Consider the following 23,966-nt stretch of genomic DNA (forward strand, 5'->3'; position numbering starts at 1 on the left):
CCGCCTATCGTCGGAGGGATGAGCGACCATCAGCGTCCCGATGCCCGCACCTACGTCGTCGGCGACGTGCACGGGCACCGGGACGAGCTGGCGGCCGCGCTGTGCCGGGCCGGGCTGGCCGACGAGGCCGGGAACTGGTCCGGCGGCGAGGCGCACCTGTGGTTCCTCGGTGACTTCGTGGACCGGGGCCCGGACGGGATCGGCGTCATCGAACTGGTGATGCGGCTGCACGAGCAGGCCGCGGAGGCGGGCGGGTCCGCGCAGCCGCTGCTCGGCAACCACGAGATCCTCCTGCTGGGCATGCACCGGTTCGGCGACACCGAGGTGCCCTCCGATTTCGGGCCGCGCAGCTTCGCCCGCAGCTGGGAGATCAACGGTGGGCAGCTGTCCGATCAGGACGCGCTGACCGCGGAGCACGTGGAGTGGCTGAGCAGCCGGCCGTTGATCGCGCACGCGGCCAACCACCTCCTGATGCACTCGGACACCGTCGAGTACCTCGACTGGGGCGATGACGCCGAGGACATCAACACCACCGTGCGGGAGATCCTCGACGGCGACGACCTGGTCGAGTGGTGGGAGGTGTGGCGCCGCATGACGACCCGCTACGCCTTCCGCGGCCCGCACGGCCCGGACATCGCGGACTACGTGCTGGAGCAGCTGGGCGGCGAGCGGATCGTGCACGGGCACAGCGTGATCGCCGACCAGCTGGGCATCCACCCCACGCAGATCGAGGCGCCCTACCTCTACGCCGGGGGCAAGGTGCTGGGCATCGACGGCGGGCTGTTCGTCGGCGGCCCGTGCCTCGTCGTGCCGCTGCCGTGGAAACCGGGAGACTGATCCCCGCCGGCCGGGGCAGGCCAGGACGAGGCTCGCCCTACCCCCGTACCCGCACCCGCTGGTCGCTGCGCAGCATCGCCACCGCGAGACCCAGCCCGGCCACGGTGACCACGGCGGCGGCGGGGTACAGGGCGCTGATGCCGCTGCCGTTGATCAGCTGCCCGCCCAGCCAGCCGCCGAACGCGGCGGCGAGCTGGAAGCCGGACGCGTTGACCGCGACGGCCAGGGTCGGTGCGGCGCCCGCCGCGGTGAGCACCCGCGTCTGCATGCCGGGGACGATCGCGAACGCCAGCCCGCCCAGGACGAACACCAGGACCGCCACCACCACGCGGTTGTCCCCGGCGGCCCACAGCAGCGCCAGCGTGCCGACCAGCGCGGCCAGCATCCAGGCGAGCGACGGCATCAGGGCGCGGTCGGCCAGCCGTCCGCCGACCAGGTTGCCGATCACCGCACCGGCGCCGTACACCAGCAGCAGCACCGGCACGGCGTCCACGCTGAACCCGGCCACGTCGGTGAGCAGCGGCACGATGTAGGTGAAGACCGTGACCACGCCGAGGTTGCCGAGCGCGGTCAGCGCGATACCGCGCCACACCTCGCGGTCGGCGAGCACCCGCAGTTCACCGAAGACGGACGCGTCGGAGCCCGGGAACGCGGGCACGAACCGCAGCACCAGCAGCAGCGCGAGGAAGGTGATCGCGGCGACCGCCACGAACGTCGCCCGCCAGCCGAAGTGGTGGCCGACGAACGTGCCCAGCGGCGTGCCCAGGATGATGCCGAGGTTCAGGCCCAGCGCGACCTTGGCGATCATCGCGGCCTGCTTGCCTTCCGGCGCGCTCGCCGCGGTGATCGAGATCGCCAGCGCGAAGAACGTCGCGACGATCAGGCCCGCGACGAACCGCGCCAGGAGCAGGACGGCGTAGCCGGGCGCCACCGCCGACCCGAGGTTCGCGACGACGGAGACCGCGACGAGCCCGGTGATCAGCGGTTTCCGGCCCACACGGGCGGTCAGCGGGGTGATCACCGGGCCACCGATGATCATGCCGGCGGCGTAGGCGGTGACCAGCAGGCCGGCCGAGGGCACGGACACCGACAGGTCCGCCGCGACGTCCGGAACGAGCCCGGCGATCACGAACTCGCCGGTGGTGAGCCCGAAGACCACGAGCATCAACGAGAAGACGGGTAACGGCACGACCACTCCCAGAAGTTCGAGCTGTAATGATTCGAACTAGAACTATCACAACTCGGACCATCCCGCTAGACTCGGGGGCATGGTGGACGTCGAACTCGACCGCGATGTGTGCAAGCTGGTGCACGAGTTCGCCCGGCGCCTCGACGGGCAGGTCCGCCGGATCGGCGAGGAGGTCGGGCTGACCCCGGCGCAGGTCGTCGCGCTGCGCGAGCTGTCCGAGCCGATCACCGCGCGCGAGCTGGCGAACCGGATGTCGTGCGAGGCGTCGAACGCGACCTTCGTGATCGACCGGCTGGAGGATCAGGGCCTGGTGAACCGGCGGCCGCACCCGACCGACCGGCGCGCGAAGGAGATCGTGCTGACCGAAGCCGGGCAGACGGCGCGGGACACGGTGCTCGACCGTCTCAACCGGACCTCGCCGATGGTCTCACTGGACCCCGCCCAGCAGGAGTCGCTGGTCGAGTTGTTGCAGGCGCTGGTGGGTCAGGGCCGGTAGTAGGCGCCCGCGCCACGGCCGGCGGGCACGATCACCTTGCCGAGCGGCATCAGCGAGACCGGGATGAGCTTGAAGTTCGCCAGCCCGAGCGGGATCCCGACGATCGTGACGCACAGCGCGATCCCGGTGACCACGTGCGCGATCGCCAGCCAGAACCCGGCGAACACGATCCAGATGACGTTGCCGATCAGCGAGCCGACGCCGGCGTCGCGGCGGTCGACGATCGTGCGGCCGAACGGCCACAGCGCGTAGTTCGCGATGCGGAACGACGCGATGCCGAACGGGATCGTGACGATCAGGACGCAGCAGATGATCCCGGCCGCCAGGTAGGCGAGGGCCATCCAGAAGCCGGCCAGCACCAGCCAGATCAGGTTCAGGATGAGACGCATCAGACGTGCAACTCCCCGCTCAGCACGGTGACGGCCTGCCCGGACAGCGTCACCCGGTCCCCGTCGAGCCGGACGCGCACGATCCCGCCGCGCTCCGACGCCTGCTCGCCGACCAGCTCGTCCCGCCCGAGCTTGCCCGCCCAGTGCGGCGCCAGCAGGCAGTGCGCCGAGCCGGTCACCGGGTCCTCCGGGACGCCGACGGCCGGGCCGAAGACGCGGCTGACGAAGTCGACGTCGTCCCGGTCACCGGCTGCGGTGACGATCAGGCAGCGCGCATCCCAGCCCGCCACCACGTCGAGTTCCGGCTTCAGACCGCGCACTTCCGCCGCGTCGGCGACCTCGACCAGGATGTCCCACTTGCCACGCGCGACGCTCGTGACCGTCACACCGGGCAGGGCGCCCAGGACGTCGTCCGCGGCCGGCCGTGGCGGGTCGTGCGGGAAGTCCATGCTGACCCAGCCGCCGTCGGCGCGGGTGCGCAGCTCGCCGCTGCGCGTGGTGAACACCTGCTCGCCGCCCAGCACGTGCCCGGTGGCCAGCGTCGCGTGCCCGCACAGGTCCACCTCGACCGTGGGCGTGAACCAGCGCAGCCGCTTCGGGCCGTCGCCGGACACCTCCACGAACGCCGTCTCCGAATGCCGCAGCTCGGCGGCCACCGACTGCATCCACGCGGTCTCCGCCGGTGCGTCGAGCAGCACCACCCCGGCTGGATTCCCGGCGAACGGGGTGCTGGTGAACGCGTCGACGATGGAGATCCGCATGGCACCCACTCTAGGGGGTATCCGGGCGGCGAAGGGATTTCTAGACTCGGTAACGGTCAGTGTGGACCGGGTCCGAGGAGGCGTCATGCCAGCCGTGCCGAGTTATGCGTCGGGGATCTCCGAGGTGCCGCTGCTCGGAGACACCATCGGTGACAACTTCGATCGCACCGTGGCCGCGTTCGGTGAGCGGGACGCGCTGGTCGAGTGCGCGTCGGGCCGGCGGTGGACCTACCGGGAGCTGGCGGCCGAGGTGGACGCCCTGGCCGCCGCCCTCGCGGGGCGGGGGATCGGCAAGGGCGATCGCGTCGGGATCTGGTCGCCGAACTGCGCGGAGTGGACGTTCCTGCAGTACGCCACGGCGAAGATCGGCGCGATCCTGGTCAACATCAACCCCGCGTACCGCTCCCACGAGCTGGAGTTCGTGCTGAACCAGTCCGGGGTGCGGACGCTGGTCGCGGCGCAGTCGTTCAAGACCTCCGACTACGCCGCCATGATCGAGGAGGTCCGGCCGCGCTGCGCCGGGCTGGAACAGGTCGTGCTGCTGGGCTCGGACGAGTGGTCGGAGCTGCTGGAGTCCGGCCGGGGCAAGCCGCTGCCGGAGGTGGGGCTGTCCGCGGACGACCCGATCAACATCCAGTACACCTCCGGGACGACGGGCTTCCCGAAGGGCGCGACCCTGTCCCACCACAACATCCTCAACAACGGCTTCTTCGTCGGCGAGCTCTGCCACTACACGGAGGCGGACCGGATCTGCCTCCCGGTGCCCTTCTACCACTGTTTCGGCATGGTGATGGGCAACCTGGCGGCGACCTCGCACGGTTCGTGCATGGTGATCCCGGCCCCCTCGTTCGAGCCGAAGGCCACGCTCCAGGCGGTCGAGTCGGAGCGGTGCACGTCGCTGTACGGCGTGCCCACGATGTTCATCGCCGAACTCGCCGAACCGGGCTTCGAGGACTACGACCTGTCGTCGCTGCGAACCGGCATCATGGCCGGCTCGCCCTGCCCGGTCGAGGTGATGAAGCAGGTCATCGAGCGGATGGGCATGACCGAGGTGTCCATCTGCTACGGCATGACCGAGACCTCCCCGGTCTCCACGCAGACGAGGTCGGACGACTCGATCGAGCGCCGGGTGTCCACCGTCGGCCGGGTCGGGCCGCACCTGGAGGTGAAGATCGTCGACCCGGAGACCGGGCTGACCGTGCCGCGTGGCGAGCCGGGTGAGCTGTGCACCCGGGGCTATTCGGTGATGCTCGGGTACTGGGACCAGCCGGACAAGACCGCCGAGGTGATCGACCAGGGGCGTTGGATGCACACCGGCGACCTGGGCGTGATGGACGACGAGGGCTACGTCCGGATCACCGGCCGGATCAAGGACATGGTCATCCGCGGCGGCGAGAACATCTACCCGCGGGAGATCGAGGAGTTCCTCTACACCCATCCGGATGTGCTGGACGCCCAGGTGATCGGCGTGCCGGACCAGCGGTACGGCGAGGAACTGATGGCGTGGGTCCGGATGCGCGAAGGAGCCGAGCCGCTCACGGCGGAGTCGCTGCGCGAGTTCTGCGCGGGCAAGCTCGCGCACTACAAGATCCCGAAGTACGTGCACATCGTGGACGAGTTCCCGATGACGGTGACCGGAAAGGTCCGCAAGGTCGAAATGCGGGAACAGGCACTGAAGATCCTGGACCTGACGTGAACCGGCCAACCGCCACGCGGTAACGCGGCGAGCAGCTGCCGGGTCCGGAGGCCGACCGCACCCGGCAGCGCGGCGCAACCGCCCCTGTGCCAGACCTTCCGGGGTGCGTCTACGGCACGACGTCGGCCAGGGCTTTCGCGTCCTCCTCGCCGAACGTGTCCTCCAGCTGTTCCGGTGAACGGTCCAGGTCGATCTGCGCCACCGGCACGCCGCGCGCCGACGCGATGGCGCCAAGGCGGCGTTGTGCGCGGTCGGTGGCGTAACCGATGAACTCCTGCGGGTCGTTGCCGAACGGGTGCGATTCCCCGAACTGGTCCCGCACCCACTGGATCATTCCGAGCGCGTGCGGCAGCAGCTCGCCCATCCGTTGCTGCACCGCGTCCCACAGCGAGTCGTCGGCGGCGATGTGCCGGCGGCAGGTGAACGTGCCCCACGCCATGTGGCGACGTTCGTCGTCGCTGATGTGCTTCACCAGCTGTTGCATGCCGGGCAGGATGCCGCGTGTCACGCACAGCTTCTGCCAGGCGTAGTAGCCGGTCAGCGCCAGGCTGCCCTCGATCACGTGGTTGTAGGTGACGCTCGCGCGGACCTGGTTGAGCGGGCTGGGGTCGCGTTCCAGCACGCTCAGCGACTCCGGCAGCTCCTCGTAGAACAGCTTGCGGTAGTGCGGGTTCTCACTGACGTACGACGTCAGGTCCTCGGTCAGGCCCACCGCGTCCATCCAGCGCCGGAACACCTCGGTGTGCTTGGCCTCCTCGAAGCAGAACTGCGTCAGGTACATCTCGTCACCGAACCGGCCCTCGGCCGCCATCGCCTGGAGGAACGGCTGGATGTCCTCGGTCACCGCCTCCTCGCCCGCGGCGAACTGCGTGCACAGGTAGGTCGCCGACCGGCGTTCCTCGTCGTTGAGGGTCCGCCAGTCCTCGGCGTCCTGGCTGAAGTCGATGTCGGCCGGGTTCCAGAACTTCCGGTTGCCCTTGACGAACAGCCGCAGCGGGAAGGAGTCCCAGTTCAGTCCGCCCCGGCGCAGCGAGGTGAACCCGGTGCGGCGTGCGGGAAGTGTTCCGGTCATCGCTGCTCACACTCCATTGTGGACGCGTAGTGGGTGATGGCGGGTGCGATCGCGGCGCAGATCAGGTCCGCGGCCTCGGCCGCGGAATGGGTCGGCAGCACCAGGTGGCTCAACGCCAGCCGGACCACGGTCTCCGCGAGGAGCGTCGCGGACCGGGCGCTGAGGGTGGGCAGGAATTCGCGGTAGTGCACCGCCGCGGTCTCCGTCGCCGCCGACAGCACGGGTTCACCCCTGGTGGTGAGCAGCGGCAGCAGGTCCTCACCCTGCGGAGTGCCCAGTGCCGAGGCGACCAGCCGGTTCTCCCGGCCGTGCTCGATCGTGTAGGTGAGCGAATCTCGGATGCCGGTCAGCAGATCGGGTGCGGTGGCGAACCGCTGGTGGATGCCGTCCAGGAACTCGCCCGTGGTGCGCAGGACCACGGCCTGCACGAGCGCGTTCTTGTTGCCGAACTCGTTGTAGACGGTCTGCCGGCTGACCCCGGCCGCCGCGGCGACGTCCGCCATGCGCAGGGCCGCGTAGCCCCGGGCCGCCAGGATGTCGGCCGCCGCGTCGATCAGGGTCTCCCGCAGCGAGGTCCGGGTGCGCGCGGTGAACGAGCCGGTGATCTCAGTCACACGCTCAGCTTGACATAGGTGTTCAGGATGTCAAGAAGGTTGACCCGATCGGCGCCACTGTAAAGACGAGATGAGACGGCTTCGGGAACTGTCGGTGGGTCCGGCTACCGTGGCTGTCGTGGGGATCGTCGTCGGATTCGACCTGGACATGACGCTCATCGACCCGCGGCCGGGCATGGTCGCGGTGATGAACGCGCTCGGCGCGGAGGCCGGCCTGCCGCTGGACGGTGAGCACTTCGCCGCCAACCTCGGCCCGCCGCTGGACCACGTGCTGCGCGAGTTCGGCGCGCCCGAGGACCGGATCGGCGGCCTGGTCGACCGGTTCCGCCAGCTGTACCCGGAGATCGTGATCCCCGGGACGGTCGCCCTGCCAGGCGCCCACGAGGCGCTGGCCGCGGTGCACGAGGCGGGCGGCCGCACGGTCGTGGTCACCGGCAAGTACGGCCCGAACGCGGCGCTGCACGTCAAGGCGCTCGGCCTGGCCGTCGACGTGCTGGTGGGAGAGCTGTGGTCGGACGGCAAGGCGGTCGCCCTGCGCGAGCACGGCGCGTCGATCTACGCGGGTGACCACCTGGGCGACGTGCGGGGCGCACTCGCCGCCGGCGCGGTGCCGGTCGGGGTGACGACGGGCCCGTGCAGCCGGGACGCGCTGCTCGAGGCCGGGGCCGAGGTGGTGTTCGAGAGCCTGGCGGAATTTCCCGGCTGGCTCAGCCGGCAGCCGCTCGACGGTGCTCGCGCACCAGTGAGATGAGCGACAGGGCGATGCCCAGCGGGGTCGCCACCCCGGCGACGGCGCTGAGCCAGACCGGGAGGTCGCGCAGGCCGAAGGCGAACAGCACGAACACCGCCAGCACGGCCAGTACGCCCACGGCGAACACGCCGATCCCGAGCCGCATGAGGAACGGCTTGCGCGGGGAAGTCTCGGCCGGAGTATCCATGGCACAAGGTTAGAACCCATATCTTCTTCACCGGAGGGCGCATACCGGGATAGGCTGGCGAATACGCGTCCTGGGTACGCCCAGGGCGCGTTCGTCGTGCAGGGCGGCCCCGTGCCGCAGGTGGACGAGACGATGTTTCGCAGAACGAAGGAACGGTGAGGGCAGTGCCGACCGGCAAGGTCAAGTGGTACGACGCGGAGAAGGGGTTCGGTTTCGTCACCCAGGACGGCGGCCAGGACGTCTACATCCGCAAGACCGCGCTCCCGCAAGGGGTGGAGGCACTCAAGGCCGGCCAGCGGCTGGAGTTCGGCGTCGCCGACGGTCGCCGCGGCCCGCAGGCCCTGTCCGTTCGGCTCATCGACAGCCTGCCCTCGGTCGCCGAGGCGCGCCGTCGCCCCGCCGAGGAGCTGCACGGCCTGATCGAGGACATGATCAAGCTGCTCGAGATGAAGGTGCAGCCGGACCTGCGCCGCGGCCGCTACCCCGACCGGAAGAACACGAAGCGCATCGCCGAGGTGATGCGTGCCGTCGCGCGCGACCTCGACCCGTGATCGCGCGCTGCTGACCACCGGCCCCACTCGCCGCGGCGAGTGGGGTTCGTCCGGCTCAGCTCACCCCGGCTGCACCTGCAGCGTCCACAACGACCGCGCGACGAGCTGCGGGTTGCCGTTCTCGTCGAGGATCGGGTTGCCGGCCTGGTCCGCGGCGAACACCGCGCCGAGCTGCTGCACCTCGACCACGACCAGCTGGTCGCCGGGGGTGTTTCCGGTTGCGGTGTAGGCGAGTTTCGCGCCCGGCGAGAAGTACTGCTGCTTGACCGGCTGCAGCTCACCCTTGGCGTTGGTGTACTGGACGTTCACCAGCCACGGGGTGTCGCCGATCTCGGACGGCACGGAGATCTGCACCGGCTTGCCCGGGCGCACCTTCAGCGTCGCCGCCGCCCCCGGGTCCTGCGAGCACGACTTCAGCAGGGCGTCGCAGTTCACGATGGGGCCGGCGTTGACCGTGTGGCCGTCGCCGAAGAAGGTGACCTCGGGCGGTCCGGCGGTGGCGGTGCACCCGGTCAGCGTCAGCGCACCGGCCGCCAGCAACAGCAAAGTTCGCCGCATGGCGGAAACACTACGGGTCGGCTCAGCGCACTCGGGGAGCGGCCCCGCTGCCCGTTCGCGCGGGTCGGCGCGCTCGCTTCGCGCTCACCGCGGGCAGCAGCGAGGAGCCGCGCTGCAGCAGGAAGGTCTGTGCCAGGCCGAGTGCGAGCAGGATCGACACCACGAGGAACCCGATCCAGTACGTTGCCGGCAGTAGCAGGCCCAGCGCGCCACCGAACACCCACGCCAGCTGGAGCACCGTCTCCGACCGGCCGAACGCCGAAGCCCGGGATTCCTCGGGCAGGTCGCGCTGGATCACCGCGTCCAGGCTGACCTTCGCCAGCGCGCTGGCGGTCGACCCGACCAGGCCGACGATGGTGACGGTGATGATCCCGGACATGACGGCGGCGAGGATGGTGGACGCGAGCGACGCCGCGACGCAGGCGAGCACCACCTGACTCGCGTGCCCGAACGTCAGCCGCGAACCCAGCGCGTTGCCGACGAACCCGCCGATCCCGGCCGCGGCGCCGACCAGCCCGAGGAGCAGCAGCTGCATGAACGGGGTCTGCCCGTTCTGCTCGGCGTGCGCCTTCACCGCGAAGGCGGTGAACATCATCAGGAACCCGGTGAGCACGCGCACGGTCCCGTTGCCCCACAGGGCGAGCACGACCTCGCTGCCCAGCGGCTGCCGTTTCTTCTTCTGCGCCGGGTGGGCCTTGAGCGTCGCCGGGACCTCGCCCTCGGTCACCTCGACCCACGCCGGGATGCGCATCGCCTGCACACCGCCGACCGCGCAGATCGCCGCGGTGAACCACAACGCCCCGGCGGATCCGAACAGCGAGTTCACCCCGGAGGCGATCGCGCCGAACACACCACCGGCGGCGAGGCCGAAGACGGTGAGCCGCGCGTTGGTCTTCGACAGCGTGATCTCCGGCGGCACCACCCGCGGGGTGACCGCGGACTTGAGCACCGTGAACGACTTGGACAGCACCATCTTGCCCAGCGCCGCCGGGTAGAGACCCCAGTCGTTGAAGTGCAGCGCCATCACCACGGCCATCAGCACCTGCCCGACCGACGCCAGGCACATCGCCAGCCGCCTGCCGCGCTGGATGCGGTCCAGCAGCGGGCCGATGACCGGCGCCACCAGTGCGAACGGCGCGATGGTGATCAGCAGGTACAGCGCCACCCGGCCGCGGCTCTCGCCGCTGGTGGCCGCGAAGAACAGCGTGTTGGCCAGCGCGATCGCCATCGCCGCGTCGCTGGCGTAGTTCAGCATCACCGCGTACGTCAGCGACGTGAGACCGGACTTGTCCGCGCCGTCGGCCTTGGTCGCGCGCTGGAACAACCCGAACGCCTTGCCGCCGAGCTCCCGGCTGCGCAGTGCGGCGACCCGGGTGACCGTCAGCTTCTTCGGCATCCGCGGCGGCGGCCCGGCGTGCTCGGTGCGGGGGTCGGTGCGCGGCTCCTCCGCCGGTTCCGGCTCCGGGCGTGCGGACTTCGCGTAGCCGTTGGTGTCGTAGTGGTCGTAGAGCGGCTCGGTGCGGCGCGGTGGGGGAGACGGCGGATCGGTGTGCCACGGGCGCGGCGGTGGCGCCTGCCGTGGCGGGTACGGCCGCGCGCCGCGCGGTGGTGGCGGCGGCCGGTTGCCCGACGGGACGGCGTTCGTCGGCGCGTCGTCCGCGGCCGGGACCGGGGACGGCTCGGGGTAGAAGCCGCCCTGGTCGCGCCACGAGTGGCCGGCACCCGGGGCCGGTGTCCACTTCCGTTTGCGCCGCACGGGTCAATCTTGCCGTATTCCCACCGTGCGGTGCTGGATGATCAGGAAGCCGGGACGAATTTCACCCGGAACATCGTCGGCCAGAGCTTGCCGGTGATCAGGAACTCGTCGGTGCCGGGGATCGCCGCGATCCCGTTGAGCACGTCGGCGGCGGCCGCCTGGGCCGGGGTGAGCAGCCCGGAGGCGGTGATCTGGCCGGTCACCTCGCCGGTCGCCGGGTCGATGCGCAGGATCCGGTCGGTCTGCCACACGTTGGCGTACACCGCGCCGCCGCTGCACTCCAGCTCGTTCAGCTGATCGAAGGTCTGCGCCCCGGAGTGCACGGTCACCTCACCGGTGACCGCGAAGGTGGCCGGGTCACGGAAGGTGAGCCGGTCCGAGCCGTTGCTCATCACCAGCCTGCCGCCGGCGTGGCAGAGGCCCCAGCCCTCGCCGTCGTAGCTCACGCGCCGCAGCTCGGTGAGGGTGCGGGCGTCGCGTTCGATCGCGATCCCGTTCTGCCAGGTCAGTTGCCACAGCGTCGGCCCGGTGACGGTGATGCCCTCGCCGAACAGCGGCGCCGGCAGTTCCACGCGCACGGCCGGCGGCTGCCCGGGCACACCGGCCCGCACCGAGGACTGCCCGACCAGCCCGGTGCCCTCGTACAGGGTGCCGCCGGCGAATTCCAGGCCTTCGGTGAAGGCGGCCGGATCGTGCGGCAGCGTGGCGAGCACCCGCACCGCGAGCTGCGGAACCGTGGCCGGCGCTGGCGGTGCGGACGCCGCGCAGCCGCCGAGCGCGACGACCGCGGCGAGCGTGAGGGTGAACAGGGTGCGCACGGCTCCACCCTGACACGGCCGCTCGACGCGCGCGGGGCACAATTGGGGTATGACGCTGCTGCTCACCCTGGACGACGGCTCCGTGGAGCGCGCTCTCGCCGAGGCGGTCGGCCTCGCGCGCGACGCCGCGGTCGAAGAGGCGGGCGCCGAGCAGGTGGGGGCGCACGTCGGCGTGTCGCGCGAGGACGCGGTGTCGGCGAGCCACCTCTTCGAGGCGAACGTGCCCGGCTACCGCGGCTGGCGCTGGTCGGTGACCGTGGCGAGCGCGGGCCCGGACACCCCGGTGACGATCAGCGAGGTCGTGCTCGTGCCCGGCCCGGACGCGCTGATCGCCCCGCAGTGGGTGCCGTGGGAGCGGCGGGTGCGGGCCGGTGACCTCGGCGTCGGCGACATCCTCCCGCCGGACAAGGACGACCCACGGCTGGTCCCGGCGTACGTGCAGTCCGACGACCCGGCGGTCGAGGAGGTCGCGCACGAGATCGGGCTCGGCCGGGTGCACGTCCTGTCCCGCTACGGCCGCGAGGAGGCCGCCACGCGGTGGCACCGCGGCGAGTTCGGCCCGCGGTCGGACATGGCCCGTGGTGCGCCGGCGCACTGCGGCAACTGCGGCTTCTACCTGCCGCTCGCCGGTTCGTTGCGGGCGGCGTTCGGGGTGTGCGGGAACGAGATCGCCCCGGCGGACGGCAACGTCGTGCACGCCGAGTACGGCTGCGGCGCGCATTCCGAGGTCGAGGTCGAGGTGACCTCGTCGGTGCCGGTGGCCGAGCTGGTCTACGACGACTCGCTGCTGGACACCGAGCCGGTCGGGGAGCCGAAGACCGAGACGGGCGTCACCCCGGACGCCGAGACGGCGAGTGAGTCAGCTGAGTGATCCGTTCGGCACCGAGGCGCTGCGGGCTTCGGTGCTGCGGGCCTGGCGCGACTCGCCGACCCGGTTCACCGAGGACACCAACGCCGAAGGCGATCTGCGTGCCGGCGGCTACCGCGACCGGCTGTTCGTCGAGCTGGCGCAGAACGCCGCAGACGCCGCCGCGCTCGCCGGAACTCCCGGCACGCTGCGTGTTTCCCTGACCGGCGGTGAACTCCGGGTGGCCAACACCGGCGCGCCGCTCGACCCCGCCGGGGTCGCGTCGCTGGCGTCGCTGCGGGCGTCGGCGAAGCAGGGCGGCGCGGTGGGTCGGTTCGGTGTCGGGTTCGCCGCGGTGCTCGCGGTCTCCGGTGAACCGCGGGTGATCTCGCGCACCGGCGGGGTCGCGTTCTCCGAGTCCCGCACCCGGGAAGCCACCGGCCGGGACGGTGCGGTGCCGGTGCTGCGGCTGCCGTGGCCGGCCGACGAGGACGTGCCCGCGGGTTTCGACACCGAGGTCCGCCTGCCGTTGCGACCCGGCGTGGACCCGGAGGACCTCCTCGCGCGGCTGGCCGAGGAGGCCGAGGACCTGCTGTTGTCCCTGCCGTGGCTGGCCCGGATCGAGGCGCCCGGCGCGGTCTGGTCGCGTTCCGATGTGAACGGTGTGGCGGAGTTGTCCACCCCGTCCGGCACGGTCCGCTGGCTCACCCACGCCGGGGAGAACGTGGTGTGGGCGAAGCCGGTGGACGGCCGGCTCACCGAGGACGTGCTGCACGCACCGACACCGACCGACGAGCGGTTGTCCCTGCCTGCCCGGCTGATCGCGACGCTGCCGCTCGAGCCGTCCCGGCGGCGCGTGCTTCCCGGCGCGGACGCCGCCCTGGCCGCCGCCGCCCGCGAGTACCCGGCGCTGGTGCGCCGGCTCGCGCCCGCCGACCGGCTCGGCCTGGTGCCCGAGGCCGGGTTCCCACTGTCCGAAGTGGACGGGAAACTGCGGGAACTGGTCGGCCATCAGCTCACGACGCAGGCGTGGCTACCCGCGGCCGAGGGCGGCGACCTCGCGCCCGGCGGGGCGCGGGTGCTGTCCGTGGCGTCGCCGCGGCTGCTGGACCTGCTCGCCGGGGTCGTCCCCGGCCTCGCCGGGGTCAGCGGGTACGACGCCGCGCAGGTCCTCGCCACCGTCGGCGCCGACCGCCTCGACGTGAGCGAGCTGGTCGACCTGCTGGTCGGGGCCGGCCGGGACCCGGGGTGGTGGCGCGATCTCTACGACGCGTTCCTGCCGTTGCTGGACAACCACGAGGTGACCGCGGACGAGCTGGGCGCGCTGCCGGTGCCGCTGGCCGACGGGCGGACGTTGCCCGGCCCGCGCGGGGCGTTGCTGCTCGGCGCGTCGGAGCTGCTGGAGCTGCTCGCCGAGGCCGACGTGGGCGGGCTGCGGCTGGTGCACCCGGACGCGGCGCACCCCCTGCTGGAGCGGCTGGGCGCGAAGCGGGCGGATGCCGCCGACCTGCTCGAAGCACCCGCGCTGCGGGAGGCGATCGAGCGCAGCCTGGCCGATGCGGAGTCCGGGTTGGACATCCGGCCGCTGGCGGAAGCCGTGCTGCGGCTGGTGTCCGAGACCTCGGCCGAGGGACTGGGCGCGCTCGCCTTGCCGTCGGCGGACGGCTGGCGCCGCGCGGACGAGCTGGTGCTGCCGAACTCACCCCTGCGCGAGGTGTTCGACCCGGAGGTGTTCGAAGAGGACGGTCCGTTCTCGGTGCTGGACGCGGGTTTCGCCGAGCAGTGGCCGGTCCGGGTGCTCACCGAGCTGGGCGTGCTCGACGAGTTCGTGGTCGTGGACAACGCCGACGGACGACCGGAGGTCCGTGACCTCGACCTCGTCGCCGACGACGCGTGGCCGCAGGCACTGCGGCTGATCGCCGGGCAGCGCGCCACCTGGCAGGCACTGGCGATGCCGGACAGCCCGACGGCTGCCTGGCTCGCGCGCAACGCGCTGCTCGCCGGTCGCGCCCCGGTCGAGTGGCGGTTGCCGGACGCGGACGGCCTGACCGGGTTGTACGACCCGGTGCCGGACGTCGGCGTCCGGCCGGACGTGCTGGCCGCGGCCGGGGTCCGGTCCCAGCTCGCCGTGCGCGGCCCCGATGATGCCGCCGACCTGCTGGAGCGCCTCGCCGACCCGGACCGGCAGGTGCCGCCGGGGCTGATCCTGCGGGCGCACGCCGTGCTCGCCGCCGCCGACCTGGACTGGTCCGGGCTGGACGCACCGGAGCGGGTGCGGACCGTCGACGGATCCGTCGTGGACGCCGAGCGGACCGCGGTACTGGACCGGCCGTGGCTCGGCTCGGTGTGGGCGCCGGAACGCCTGGTGGCCGCCGCGCCGGGCGCGGACCCGGCCGCGCTGGCCGACGTGCTGGACATCCCGCTGCTCAGCGAGCACGTCGACGCGCGGATCGCCGGCGAGGGCGAGTTCGTGCCGTGGCCGGAGATGACCGCGCTGGTCCTGGCCGCGGAACTGCTGGACATCCCGCTGCCCGACGGCGGCCTCGTGGTGCACGACGAGCTGACGATCGAGGTCGACGGGGTCAAGCGCGCCGCACCGTGGTGGGTCGGGAGCGGGACGTTCCACGCGGAGGACTCACCCGCCGGGCTGGCCCGGGCCTTCGCCTGGGCCACCGGCCGCTGGTCCGACCGGCACCTGGTCGAGGCCGTGCTGAACGACCCCGCGACGACGACGTTCCTGCTCTAGAGGCCGGTCTGGGCGCTGCGGCTGCCGCGGCGGCGAGCCCAGCGCTGCCAGCTCATGATGCCCAGGCCCATCAGGCCGAGCACACCGCCGGACAGGCAGGTCCACATCCACACGCTGCCCGGGCCGCCGCCGCCGAACAGGCGCAGCGCGCCCAGCACCACGAACGCGGTGAACCACACGAGTGTGCCGACGACGACCACCGGGTAGAGCACCACCAGGCGCTCCGGCAGGTCGGGTACCGGAAGCAACGGACGTTTAACATCCCCGGCGTTGATCGGATCGGCCACGTCAGGAAGGCTACCCGCGGGTCGTTCCCGGAGCACCAGGTAAGGCAGGTTGCATGGTTGAGCAGAGCGGCAGGACCGGACTCGACCGGTTCTTCAAGATCACCGAGCGCGGTTCGAGCGTCGGCCGCGAAGTGCGCGGCGGCCTGGTCACGTTCGTCACGATGGCCTACATCGTGGTGCTCAACCCGCTGATCATCGGCAGTTTCTCGGCGCAGGACACCGGCGCGCACAAGGACCTGTTCGGCAACATCCTGCCGGTCCCGCAGGTGGCGGCGGTGACCGCGCTGATCGCCGGGGTGATGACGATCCTGATGGGGGTCGTGGCGAACTACCCGTTCGCGATGGCCACCGGCCTGGGGATCAACTCGCTCATCGCCGTCAGCGTGGCGCCGCAGATGAGCTGGCCGGCCGCGATGGGCCTGGTGATGCTCAACGGCCTGGTCATCATGGTCCTGGTGCTCACCGGCGTGCGCACGATGGTGTTCCGGGCGGTGCCCGCGCCGCTCAAGTCGGCGATCGCGGTCGGAATCGGCCTGTTCATCACCCTGATCGGCCTGGTCGACGCCGGGTTCGTGCGGCGGATCCCGGACGCGGCGAACACGACCGTCCCGGTCGGCCTCGGCATCGGCGGGTCGATCGCGAGCTGGCCGACGCTGGTGTTCGTGATCGGGTTGCTGATCACCGGCATCCTGATGGCGAAACGGGTGCGCGGGGCGATCCTCATCGGTGTGCTGGTGACGACGGTGATCGCGATCGGGCTGGAGGCGCTGGTCAAGGCCGGCCCGTCCAACGGCACCAACCCCAAGGGGTGGAACCTGGGTTACCCGGCGCTGCCGGACAAGGTCGCCGGGCTGCCCGACCTGTCGCTGATCGGCAAGGTGAACTTCGACGCGTGGGCGCAGGTGCCGGCGATCACCGCCACGCTGATCGTGTTCACGCTCATCCTGACCGACTTCTTCGACACGATCGGGACGATGACCGGCCTCGGCAAGGAGGGCGACCTGCTCAACGAGAGGGGTGAGCTGCCGGGCACCGGGAAGGCGCTGTTCGTGGACAGCCTCGGCGCGGTCGCCGGCGGGTTCGGCTCCTCCAGCTCGAACACCGTGTTCGTCGAGTCGGCGTCCGGTATCGCGGAGGGTGCGCGGACCGGGCTGGCCAACGTGGTCACCGGGCTGCTGTTCATCGCCGCCATGTTCTTCACGCCGCTGTACGAGGTGATCCCCGTCGAGGCCGCGGCCCCGGCCCTGGTGATCGTCGGTGCGTTGATGATCAGTCAGGTGCGCGAGATCGACTTCGCCGATTTCCGGATCGCGCTGCCCGCGTTCCTGACGATCGTGGTGATGCCGTTCACGTACTCGATCACGAACGGGATCGGCGCCGGTTTCATCACCTACGTGGTGATCCAGATCGTGACCGGCGGTGCGCGCAAGGTGCACCCGCTGCTGTGGGTGATCGCCGTGGCGTTCGTGGCGTACTTCGCCGTCGGCCCGATTCAGGCGGCGCTCGGCTGAGTCACGAGCCGCTCGACGGCGGCGGTGACGAGCTCGTCGCGCTCGGCAGCGGAGAAGACGTCGGGGCAGGGTGAGCTGCTCGACGATCAGCCAGTTGAGGGTGAGGATCAGCAGCCGCACCGCCGTCGCGTCGCCGGGCAGGCCGGACGACGCGTGGTGGGCCACGTTGGCCTCGACGTCCGCGCGCACGCGTTCGGTCAGCACCTCCCGCAGCCGGGGCGGCGGGTGGCTTCCAGGCGTAGTTCCAGCAGTTCCAGGTAGCCGCTGCGGAACGCGCTGATCCGTCCCACCAGCTCGCGCATCAGCTTGGTGCAGGTCTCCCGGTCGGGCTTGGCCGACAGGTGCCGGGCGATCGTCGCGTCGTCGGGCTGGAGCCGTTCGTAGACCCGCTCCCCGGCCTGGTAGAGCAGGTCGTCGCGATTGGCGCCGGTGCCGGGATTCCGGTGGTCGCCGGGAAGTTCGATCCCACCCCGTTCGAGGTCACCGACCGCCGGTCGTTCGGCAACGGGGTGGTGGTCACCTGGTTCGCCCGGCGGTAGTGCGATCGAATTCACCCGGCAGCGTGCTCGATCGTGAGGTATGCTAACTATGTGTCCGATGTGCGGGAGCCTGCCCTCGCGAGCCGGTTGCGGCTCGCGGTGGTGCGGCTCAACCGCAAACTCCGGGCGCAGCGCACCGGCGAGAACGTCTCGCTGACCCAGCTGGCCGCACTGTCCACACTGCACAAGTGCGGCCCGCTCACGCCGGGCAAGCTGGCGGCCAAGGAGGGTGTCCAGCCGCCGTCGATGACGCGGGTCATCGCGGCGCTGGAGGACTTCGGTTTCGTCGAGCGGAGTCCGCATCCCACCGACGGCCGCCAGTCGATCGTCGCCCTCACCGAGCGGGGGCGCGCGTTCGTGGGGGAAACGATTCTGGTGCGCGAAGCCTGGCTGGACCGGAAGCTGACCGAACTGAGCGGCGAAGAGCGGGCAGTCCTCGCTCGCGCCGCCGAGATCATCGACAGAATGGCGGGGAACGAATAACGGTGCGGGCCAACACGGGTACTGACAGAGAGTCCGATCAGACGACCACAGCTACCCGAGGCCAGGCACCTCCCGCCAGGAGCACTCCGGCGGACCGGGCCTGCACCGCGCCCGCGGGCCGGGTGCGGAGCCGCGTCACGGGGCAGCCGCCGACCGCGCAGGCCGAGGGGGCCGCCGAGCAGGCGGCCGGCGCGGCGACCGAGCCGGAGACGAAGCCCGAGCCGAAGGCGAGCATGTTCGCCTCCCTGGCGGTGCGCAACTACCGGCTGTTCTTCTCCGGCCAGGTGATCTCCAACATCGGCACCTGGATGCAGCGCATCGCGCAGGACTGGCTCGTCTTCCAGCTGTCCGGGAACAACCCGGTGGCCCTCGGGATCGCCGTGGCGCTCCAGTTCCTGCCGACCCTGATGCTGTCCCTGTGGGCCGGCGTCCTGGCCGACCGCGTGGACAAGCGCAAGCTGTGCATCGCGATCCAGAGCGGCATCGCGGTGCAGGCGCTGGCTCTCGGGCTGCTCGACGTGGCCGGTGTGGTCACCCTCTGGCAGGTCTACCTGCTGTGCTTCGTGCTGGGCATCTTCAGCTCGCTGGACGTGCCGGCCCGTCAGTCCTTCGTCGCGGAGATGGTGGGGCGCAAGCAGATCAGCAACGCCGTCGCGCTGAACTCGTCGGTGTTCAACATGGCCCGCATCGTCGGGCCCGCCCTCGCCGGTTTCGGGATCACCTGGGTCGGCACCGGCTGGATGTTCCTGGCCAACGCGGTCAGCACGCTCGCGGTCGTCACCGGCCTGCTGCTGATGAACCCGGACCAGCTGTTCCGCGGGCCGGCCGTCGCGCGCGCCAAGGGGCAGCTGCGTGAGGGCCTGGCCTACGTGCGCGGCCGCGCGGACCTGGTGTCGCTGATGGTGCTGGTGTTCTTCGTCAGCACGTTCGGCATCACGTTCTTCACCTCGCTCGCGATCATCGCCGGCAACGTGTTCGGCACCCAGGCCGACGGCTACGGCCTGTTGTCCACGCTGATCGCGGTGGGCACGTTCACCGGTTCGCTCATGGCCGCCCGCCGCGGCGCCCGCGGAAAGCCGAGCGTGCGGCTGCTGCTGGTCGCCGCGTTCAGCCTGGGCGCCGTCGAGTTCGTCGCCGGGTTCATGCCGACCTACCTGGCCTTCGGCCTCGCGTTGATCCCGCTGGGGTTCGCCACCATCACGTTCCTCAACACGGCCAACTCGCTCGTGCAGACCTCGGTCAGCCCGGAGATGCGCGGCCGGGTCATGGGCCTGTACGTGCTGGTGCTGATCGGCGGCAACCCGATCGGCGGTCCGATGGTGGGGTGGATGGCCGAGACCTTCGGCGGCCGCTCCCCGTTCCTGATCGGCGGCGTGATCTCCGCGGTCACGGCGGTGGCCTGCGCGGTCGTCCTGGTCCGCCGGGGCGGGATGACCCGGCCGGTCCAGCTCGCCGGCCTGCGGGTGCTCAGCGGCCGAGGAGGGCCGGCAGCACGGACCCGGCAAGTGCGCTGAGGTCCCGGCCCGTTCCGGTGAAGACCAGTTCCTCGGTCTCGTCGTCGGCGATCTTCACCGCGACCAGGTCGCTGGTGATCAGCGCCGGACGCCCGGCGAGCGTGTCCGGGTAGGCGCGCGGGGTGACGTCGTCGTTCAGCACGGCCTGCACCGTGCGGACCGTGCAGCGGCCGTCGAACTTCGGCTTCGCCGCGGACGGGCTGGTGCCCATCGCCTTCGCGAGCTCGGTGCACAGCTGCCACGACACCACCGGCCAGGGCGCACCGCGGATGCCGTAGCCGGGGACGGGCTCGGTCACCTGCATGGCGATCGTGCCGTCGCGGCTCCGCGCGGGCAGGCCGGGACCGGGTGCCATGGTCGCGTCGAGCACGTCCCGCGCGATGGAGACCGCCAGGTCGTCGAGCGCGAGGTCGGGCCGGGTGACGGCGGACCGCGTGATGTCGACGCGCAGGTACGGGTGCACCCGGCCGCTGGGCGGCTCGTCGACCAGGTGCGCGTTGAGCCGCGCGTTGACGGTGCCGCTGGACTCGACCTCGGCGGCGTGCCCGGACACCGTGACCGCCTGCGGCGCGCTCAGCGTGGCCGGCGCGTTGTCGAGCCGCACGCCGACGTCGAGGCTCCCGGTGACGAGGTGGCAGCCGTTGCCCCGGACCTCCCGCAGCGTCGTGCCGCCGAGCAACGCCTGCCAGTGCCGGTCGGACAGGGCCTGGCAGAGCACGTGAGCGGAGCTGTCCCCGGGCATCGCGACGAGCATCTCGCCGGACGGCATCGGCACGCGGTGCGGCAGCTCGCCGTCCCTGGTGGGCCAGACGGTGGGCAGTCCGGGCGCGGGTGGTGGAGCTGCGGTGCCCCGCGCCCACAGGTAGCCGGCCGCGCCGGCCACGGAGGCGATGGACAGCAGCACGCCGAGCACGATCGCGATCACTGTCGACGTCTTCACGGCCGAAACGCTATCCGGTGGCTTTCCTGGCTCGACCGGTGATCCACGCCGGGCCGCTAGGCTGGGTCTCGCACGACTGGCGTCGGGTGGGTGAACCACCAGGGAGTGCAGGTCGAGAAGGCATCGCCCGCCTGGGTGCCCCGCAGTCCACGATGGATGCGGAGCACTCCATGGTCGCCCGGCTCCTGGACGGCGCATCGGTCGCCGCCACCCTGCTCGACGAGACCGCCGCACGCGTCCGTGCGCTGTCCCGTCCGCCGCTGCTCGCCACGGTCCTCGTCGGCGACGACCCGGCGTCGCACACCTACGGCCGGATGAAGCGCAACCGCTGCGCCCACGTCGGCATCTCCTCGCGCAGCGTCGAGCGTCCGGCGAGCACCACGACCGCCGAACTGGTCGGCCGCGTGGCCGAGCTGTCCGCCGATCCCGGCGTCGACGGGATCCTGCTGCAGCACCCCGTGCCGCGGCACATCGACGAACGGGCGGGCTTCGAGGCGATCGCGCCCGCCAAGGACGTGGACGGCGTGACGATCGCACAGCTTCGCCGCCATGGCGCTCGGTGAGCCGGGCTTCCACTCGTGCATTCCCGGGCGGGATCCTGCGCCTGCTCGACGCCTACCGGGTACCGCTGACGGGACAGCGGGTCGTGGTGGTCGGCCGCAGCCCCATCCCCGGCAAGCCGCTCGGCATGCTCCTGCTCGGGCGGGACGCCACCGTCACCTACTGCCACTCGAAGACGTCCGGGCTGGACGAGGTGGTCCGCGCGGCCGACATCGTCGTGGCCGCGGCCGGGCGTCCCGAGCTGATCCGCGCGCAGTGGATCAAGCGGGGCGCGGTGGTGGTGGACGCGGGCTACCACCCGGGCAAGGTCGGTGACGTCGAGTTCGCGGCGGCGGCCGAGCGTGCCTCGCTGATCACCCCGGTGCCCGGCGGGGTGTGGGCCGATGACGATCGCCGTGCTGCTGGCGCAGACCACCGACGCCGCGGCTGCCACGATCGGATGAGCGGACCCGCTTGCGAGCCGCAGTGAAGTTAGGCTAACCTAATGCTTGTCCGCTTCGTGGTGGGAGCGGCAGTCAGTTCGGGAACGGGCGAGGCCCCGGTGCCGGGAACGATCCGGGCACCGGGGCCTCGTTCACGTCGATCCCGAAGTGCGCCCGGTAGGCCTCGACCTTCTCCGCGGCGGTCAGGTCCCGCTCGGCCCGCTCGCCGTCCACCGTCTCGATCAACTGGTCGCCGGCCAGGGTGATCCGGCCGGACGGCGTCGCGATCGTGCACACCACGTTCTGCGTGAAGTGCGAGTCCGGCGAGGTGGCCTGCCACCAGCAGGTCGGGCCGAAGTCGGCGAGCTCGCGTGGCCGCTGCTCCAGCCGGTACGCGGGCTCGCCGTTCATCCGGATCTCCAGGTCGCCGCCCGGCACGTCCAGCACCAGGAACTCACCCTCGCGATCGGCTTGCGGCTCGCACCCCGCCAGCCGCAGCGGGTGGCGGGCGAAGCGGCCGAAGCCGACATCGGCCAGCCACGGCTCGTCCAGGTCGACGCGCAGCGCCAGGTGGTCGAACGGCGCGCCCCACCGCCCGCCGCCGTGCACGCGAGCGCTCAGCAGGGTGACCCGGAACCCCAGCTCGCGCAGCAACGCGGCGAACAAGCCGTTCAGCTCGTAGCAGAAGCCGCCCCGGTGCCGCCGCACGATCTTGTCGAACAACGCGTCCTCGTCCAGCACGATTCGCTCAGGCAGGTGAACGCTGAGGTTCTCGAACGGCACCGCCAGCTGATGAGCCTCGTGCAGGTCCCGCAGCGTCTCCGCGGTCGGGGCGGCCGGTTGTCGGGCGCCGATCCGGGCCAAGTACGCGTCCACATCCATGCCGCCAGCCTGCATCCTCCACTGTGGTCGAGGTCAAGCGGCAAAAAGGAAGGGCCCTGTCCGCGCGGGCGCGCGGAAGGACCCTTCGGACGGTCGTGCTCTAGAGCAGCAGGCCGTTGCCGCCGGAAACGGCGTTGTCGAAGCGCTTGCTGATCTCCGCCCAGTTGTAGACGTTCCACAGCGCCTTGACGTAGTCCGCCTTGACGTTCTTGTAGTCGAGGTAGAAGGCGTGCTCCCACACATCGACCAGCAGGATCGGCACGGTCGGCAGGACGAGGTTGTTGTGGTGGTCGCGCAGCTGCTGCGTGATCAGCGTCTTGCCCACCGGGTCCCACGACAGGGCGGCCCAGCCGTTGCCCTGGATGGTCGTGGCGACGGCGGTGAACTGCGCCTGGAACTTGTCCCAGGAGCCGAACGCGTCGTCGATCGCCGAAGCCAGCTCGCCGGTCGGCCGGTCGCCACCCTCGGGGGACAGGATCTTCCACCACACCACGTGGTTGGCGTGCCCGGCCAGGTTGAACGCCAGCGTGGTCTCCAGGCCGACGATCGAGCCGAAGTCGCCCTTGTCCCGAGCCTCCGCGAGCTTGTCCAGGGTGTCGTTGGCCCCCTTGACGTAAGCCGCGTGGTGCTTGCTGTGGTGCAGCTCGTTGATCTCACCCGAGATGTGCGGGGCGAGCGCGCCGTAGTCGTAGTCGAGGTCAGGAAGCTCGTAGCGGGCCATCAGCCCTCCTTCTTGTCTGACGCAGAGTCCCTTGCGGTATCAAAACCTAGTCCTCGCGAGCGCGGGAAGCTAACCGGGGAGCCGCTGTCCGCACTGCGGGAACTGGTTCTGGTCCCAGCCTGCAATCTCCAGCTAGATCGAGGTCAACGGGCTGTGCCGATGATCACTTCGCCAGGTCGTCGAGCACCGCGATGTTGAACTCGAACGCGACCAGCGCCTCGGTCACGATGCGGGTGCGCTCGGCCTCGGTCCACGGGGTGGCGTCGAGCAGCGCCCGGTACCGCTTGCGGAAGGCCGGGACGCTGCCGAGGTCGTCGAAGCGGTAGAACAGCGCACCCGGCCCCTCGACGCCGTGCACGTCGGCCAGCAGCTTCCGCACCGCCTGGCCGCCGGCGAGGTCGCCGAGGTAGCGGGTGTAGTGGTGCGCGACGTAGCCACCGGCCCAGTCGAACGCCACCGCCCGGATGCGGTGCACGTAATCCTCGGTGGCCGGGACCGGCTCGATCCGCCCGCGCCAGTGCTCGCCGTGCAGGAACTCCAGGTCGGCGGCCAGCGCGGGCAGCCGGCGCAGCTCGTCGAACACGAACCGTCCGCCGACCGGGTCACGGCGCATGGCGTCGGCGGCCTCCTCGATCGCCTGGTAGATGAACCAGTACTGCGCGGCCAGCCGCGCGTAGTCGGGCAGGTCGAGGTCGCCGTTGAACAGCTCGCGCATGTACCGCGAGTGGTGCGCCCGATCGTGGGCGCGCCGCGTCGATTCCCTCAGGGTTGTCGAGAACGGGGTCCGGTCCAGGTCCAGGTCAACCGCGAGGGGAGCCACCATGAGTGGCAGCGTAGG

At 71.3% G+C, this 23,966-nt stretch carries 27 protein-coding genes, 1 pseudogene and 1 riboswitch; of the genes and pseudogenes, 12 read left to right on the forward strand and 16 right to left on the reverse strand.

Annotated features, from left to right (window positions below):
- The first annotated feature begins 18 nt into the window (after positions 1-18).
- Positions 19-837: a metallophosphoesterase family protein gene (locus tag FHX45_RS19235; protein ID WP_167103805.1), complete on the forward strand. Its 819-nt coding sequence runs from the start codon at positions 19-21 to the stop codon at positions 835-837.
- A gap of 37 nt (positions 838-874) precedes the next feature.
- Here FHX45_RS19235 and FHX45_RS19240 read toward each other — a convergent pair whose 3' ends face one another.
- Positions 875-2,026 (reverse strand): MFS transporter, encoded by a 1,152-nt coding sequence (locus FHX45_RS19240; RefSeq protein ID WP_341771530.1) that lies wholly within the window; start codon positions 2,024-2,026, stop codon positions 875-877.
- Positions 2,027-2,105: 79 nt separating this feature from the next.
- On the opposite strand from FHX45_RS19240, the gene FHX45_RS19245 reads away from it, so the two are divergent.
- The gene (locus FHX45_RS19245; protein ID WP_167103808.1) at positions 2,106-2,522 is read left to right on the forward strand and encodes a MarR family winged helix-turn-helix transcriptional regulator; all 417 of its coding nucleotides are present in this window, start codon (positions 2,106-2,108) and stop codon (positions 2,520-2,522) included.
- Here the strand turns inward: FHX45_RS19245 and FHX45_RS19250 are convergent.
- Together FHX45_RS19250 and FHX45_RS19255 are read right to left on the reverse strand one after the other, a co-directional pair.
- Positions 2,510-2,911, reverse strand: a complete 402-nt coding sequence (locus tag FHX45_RS19250; RefSeq protein WP_167103811.1) for a YccF domain-containing protein — start codon at positions 2,909-2,911, stop codon at positions 2,510-2,512. The genes FHX45_RS19245 and FHX45_RS19250 overlap by 13 nt on opposite strands.
- Positions 2,911-3,672, reverse strand: a complete 762-nt coding sequence (locus tag FHX45_RS19255) for a PhzF family phenazine biosynthesis protein (protein ID WP_167103814.1) — start codon at positions 3,670-3,672, stop codon at positions 2,911-2,913. Before FHX45_RS19255 ends, FHX45_RS19250 begins: the two co-directional genes overlap by 1 nt.
- A gap of 85 nt (positions 3,673-3,757) precedes the next feature.
- On the opposite strand from FHX45_RS19255, the gene FHX45_RS19260 reads away from it, so the two are divergent.
- Positions 3,758-5,368: an AMP-binding protein gene (locus FHX45_RS19260; RefSeq protein WP_167103817.1), complete on the forward strand. Its 1,611-nt coding sequence runs from the start codon at positions 3,758-3,760 to the stop codon at positions 5,366-5,368.
- Positions 5,369-5,477: 109 nt separating this feature from the next.
- Here the strand turns inward: FHX45_RS19260 and FHX45_RS19265 are convergent, their stop codons facing one another.
- Both FHX45_RS19265 and FHX45_RS19270 read right to left on the reverse strand, forming a co-directional pair.
- Positions 5,478-6,440 carry a R2-like ligand-binding oxidase gene (locus tag FHX45_RS19265; RefSeq protein WP_167103819.1) on the reverse strand — a complete coding sequence of 321 codons (963 nt, stop codon included), beginning with the start codon at positions 6,438-6,440 and terminating at the stop codon, positions 5,478-5,480.
- Positions 6,437-7,054: a TetR family transcriptional regulator gene (locus FHX45_RS19270; protein WP_167103823.1), complete on the reverse strand. Its 618-nt coding sequence runs from the start codon at positions 7,052-7,054 to the stop codon at positions 6,437-6,439. The genes FHX45_RS19265 and FHX45_RS19270 overlap by 4 nt, the downstream gene beginning before the upstream one ends.
- A 118-nt stretch (positions 7,055-7,172) precedes the next feature.
- Between FHX45_RS19270 and FHX45_RS19275 the strand changes: the two genes are divergently transcribed.
- Positions 7,173-7,805 carry a haloacid dehalogenase-like hydrolase gene (locus tag FHX45_RS19275; protein WP_167103826.1) on the forward strand — a complete coding sequence of 211 codons (633 nt, stop codon included), beginning with the start codon at positions 7,173-7,175 and terminating at the stop codon, positions 7,803-7,805.
- On the opposite strand, the gene FHX45_RS19280 is transcribed toward FHX45_RS19275, so the two are convergent.
- Entirely contained in the window at positions 7,762-7,992 is a 231-nt protein-coding gene (locus FHX45_RS19280; RefSeq protein ID WP_167103829.1) for a hypothetical protein, read from the reverse strand. The two genes, FHX45_RS19275 and FHX45_RS19280, sit on opposite strands and share 44 nt — an antisense overlap.
- A 164-nt stretch (positions 7,993-8,156) precedes the next feature.
- Between FHX45_RS19280 and FHX45_RS19285 the strand changes: the two genes are divergently transcribed.
- The gene (locus FHX45_RS19285) at positions 8,157-8,543 is read left to right on the forward strand and encodes a cold-shock protein (RefSeq protein ID WP_017985244.1); all 387 of its coding nucleotides are present in this window, start codon (positions 8,157-8,159) and stop codon (positions 8,541-8,543) included.
- Between the two features lie 60 nt (positions 8,544-8,603).
- Here the strand turns inward: FHX45_RS19285 and FHX45_RS19290 are convergent, their stop codons facing one another.
- The 3 genes from FHX45_RS19290 to FHX45_RS19300 are packed head-to-tail and all read right to left on the reverse strand — an operon-like array spanning position 8,604 to position 11,675.
- The gene (locus FHX45_RS19290; protein ID WP_167103832.1) at positions 8,604-9,101 is read right to left on the reverse strand and encodes a DUF2771 family protein; all 498 of its coding nucleotides are present in this window, start codon (positions 9,099-9,101) and stop codon (positions 8,604-8,606) included.
- A 22-nt stretch (positions 9,102-9,123) separates the two neighbouring features.
- Positions 9,124-10,857: an MFS transporter gene (locus FHX45_RS19295; RefSeq protein ID WP_167103835.1), complete on the reverse strand. Its 1,734-nt coding sequence runs from the start codon at positions 10,855-10,857 to the stop codon at positions 9,124-9,126.
- Positions 10,858-10,898: 41 nt separating this feature from the next.
- On the reverse strand, positions 10,899-11,675 hold the full coding sequence (locus FHX45_RS19300) for a glutaminyl-peptide cyclotransferase (RefSeq protein WP_167103838.1): 777 nt from the start codon (positions 11,673-11,675) through the stop codon (positions 10,899-10,901).
- Between the two features lie 49 nt (positions 11,676-11,724).
- Between FHX45_RS19300 and FHX45_RS19305 the strand changes: the two genes are divergently transcribed.
- Positions 11,725-12,546, forward strand: coding sequence for a DUF3027 domain-containing protein (locus tag FHX45_RS19305; protein WP_167103841.1), 822 nt, complete (start codon positions 11,725-11,727; stop codon positions 12,544-12,546).
- Positions 12,530-15,268 carry a sacsin N-terminal ATP-binding-like domain-containing protein gene (locus FHX45_RS19310; RefSeq protein ID WP_167103844.1) on the forward strand — a complete coding sequence of 913 codons (2,739 nt, stop codon included), beginning with the start codon at positions 12,530-12,532 and terminating at the stop codon, positions 15,266-15,268. The genes FHX45_RS19305 and FHX45_RS19310 overlap by 17 nt, the downstream gene beginning before the upstream one ends.
- On the opposite strand, the gene FHX45_RS19315 is transcribed toward FHX45_RS19310, so the two are convergent.
- Positions 15,265-15,555, reverse strand: a complete 291-nt coding sequence (locus tag FHX45_RS19315; RefSeq protein ID WP_424923815.1) for a DUF2530 domain-containing protein — start codon at positions 15,553-15,555, stop codon at positions 15,265-15,267. The genes FHX45_RS19310 and FHX45_RS19315 overlap by 4 nt on opposite strands.
- Before the next feature lie 53 nt (positions 15,556-15,608).
- Here FHX45_RS19315 and FHX45_RS19320 point away from each other — a divergent pair, with 53 nt between their 5' ends.
- Complete coding sequence (locus tag FHX45_RS19320; protein ID WP_167103847.1) at positions 15,609-17,066, forward strand: NCS2 family permease; 1,458 nt, start codon at positions 15,609-15,611, stop codon at positions 17,064-17,066.
- Positions 17,067-17,168: 102 nt separating this feature from the next.
- Here the strand turns inward: FHX45_RS19320 and FHX45_RS28640 are convergent.
- A pseudogene (locus FHX45_RS28640) lies at positions 17,169-17,270 on the reverse strand (TetR/AcrR family transcriptional regulator); the annotation flags it as partial.
- Positions 17,264-17,620: a hypothetical protein gene (locus tag FHX45_RS28165; RefSeq protein WP_243869137.1), complete on the reverse strand. Its 357-nt coding sequence runs from the start codon at positions 17,618-17,620 to the stop codon at positions 17,264-17,266. The gene FHX45_RS28165 and the pseudogene FHX45_RS28640, both read right to left, overlap by 7 nt.
- Before the next feature lie 45 nt (positions 17,621-17,665).
- Here FHX45_RS28165 and FHX45_RS19330 point away from each other — a divergent pair, with 45 nt between their 5' ends.
- Positions 17,666-18,088: a MarR family transcriptional regulator gene (locus tag FHX45_RS19330; protein WP_167109204.1), complete on the forward strand. Its 423-nt coding sequence runs from the start codon at positions 17,666-17,668 to the stop codon at positions 18,086-18,088.
- A 233-nt stretch (positions 18,089-18,321) separates the two neighbouring features.
- A complete protein-coding gene (locus tag FHX45_RS19335; protein WP_167109206.1) occupies positions 18,322-19,602 on the forward strand; it encodes an MFS transporter in 1,281 nt (426 codons plus the stop codon).
- Here the strand turns inward: FHX45_RS19335 and FHX45_RS19340 are convergent.
- Positions 19,556-20,542, reverse strand: coding sequence for a hypothetical protein (locus tag FHX45_RS19340; protein WP_167103850.1), 987 nt, complete (start codon positions 20,540-20,542; stop codon positions 19,556-19,558). The two genes, FHX45_RS19335 and FHX45_RS19340, sit on opposite strands and share 47 nt — an antisense overlap.
- A gap of 62 nt (positions 20,543-20,604) precedes the next feature.
- A riboswitch (ZMP/ZTP riboswitch) is annotated at positions 20,605-20,686 on the forward strand.
- 26 nt (positions 20,687-20,712) lie between these two features.
- On the opposite strand from FHX45_RS19340, the gene FHX45_RS28445 reads away from it, so the two are divergent.
- Together FHX45_RS28445 and FHX45_RS28450 are read left to right on the forward strand one after the other, a co-directional pair.
- Positions 20,713-21,105, forward strand: coding sequence for a tetrahydrofolate dehydrogenase/cyclohydrolase catalytic domain-containing protein (locus FHX45_RS28445; protein ID WP_279588884.1), 393 nt, complete (start codon positions 20,713-20,715; stop codon positions 21,103-21,105).
- Entirely contained in the window at positions 21,102-21,572 is a 471-nt protein-coding gene (locus FHX45_RS28450) for a hypothetical protein (RefSeq protein WP_341771531.1), read from the forward strand. The genes FHX45_RS28445 and FHX45_RS28450 overlap by 4 nt, the downstream gene beginning before the upstream one ends.
- A 46-nt stretch (positions 21,573-21,618) precedes the next feature.
- Here the strand turns inward: FHX45_RS28450 and FHX45_RS19350 are convergent, their stop codons facing one another.
- From FHX45_RS19350 to FHX45_RS19360, 3 genes are all read right to left on the reverse strand, one after another.
- On the reverse strand, positions 21,619-22,407 hold the full coding sequence (locus FHX45_RS19350) for an arylamine N-acetyltransferase family protein (protein ID WP_167103853.1): 789 nt from the start codon (positions 22,405-22,407) through the stop codon (positions 21,619-21,621).
- A 100-nt stretch (positions 22,408-22,507) separates the two neighbouring features.
- On the reverse strand, positions 22,508-23,128 hold the full coding sequence (locus tag FHX45_RS19355; RefSeq protein WP_167103856.1) for a superoxide dismutase: 621 nt from the start codon (positions 23,126-23,128) through the stop codon (positions 22,508-22,510).
- Between the two features lie 163 nt (positions 23,129-23,291).
- Positions 23,292-23,951, reverse strand: a complete 660-nt coding sequence (locus FHX45_RS19360) for a biliverdin-producing heme oxygenase (RefSeq protein WP_167103859.1) — start codon at positions 23,949-23,951, stop codon at positions 23,292-23,294.
- Between the last annotated feature and the right edge of the window lie 15 nt (positions 23,952-23,966).

The sequence above is a fragment of the Amycolatopsis granulosa genome, assembly GCF_011758745.1.
Lineage (GTDB): Bacteria > Actinomycetota > Actinomycetes > Mycobacteriales > Pseudonocardiaceae > Amycolatopsis_E > Amycolatopsis_E granulosa.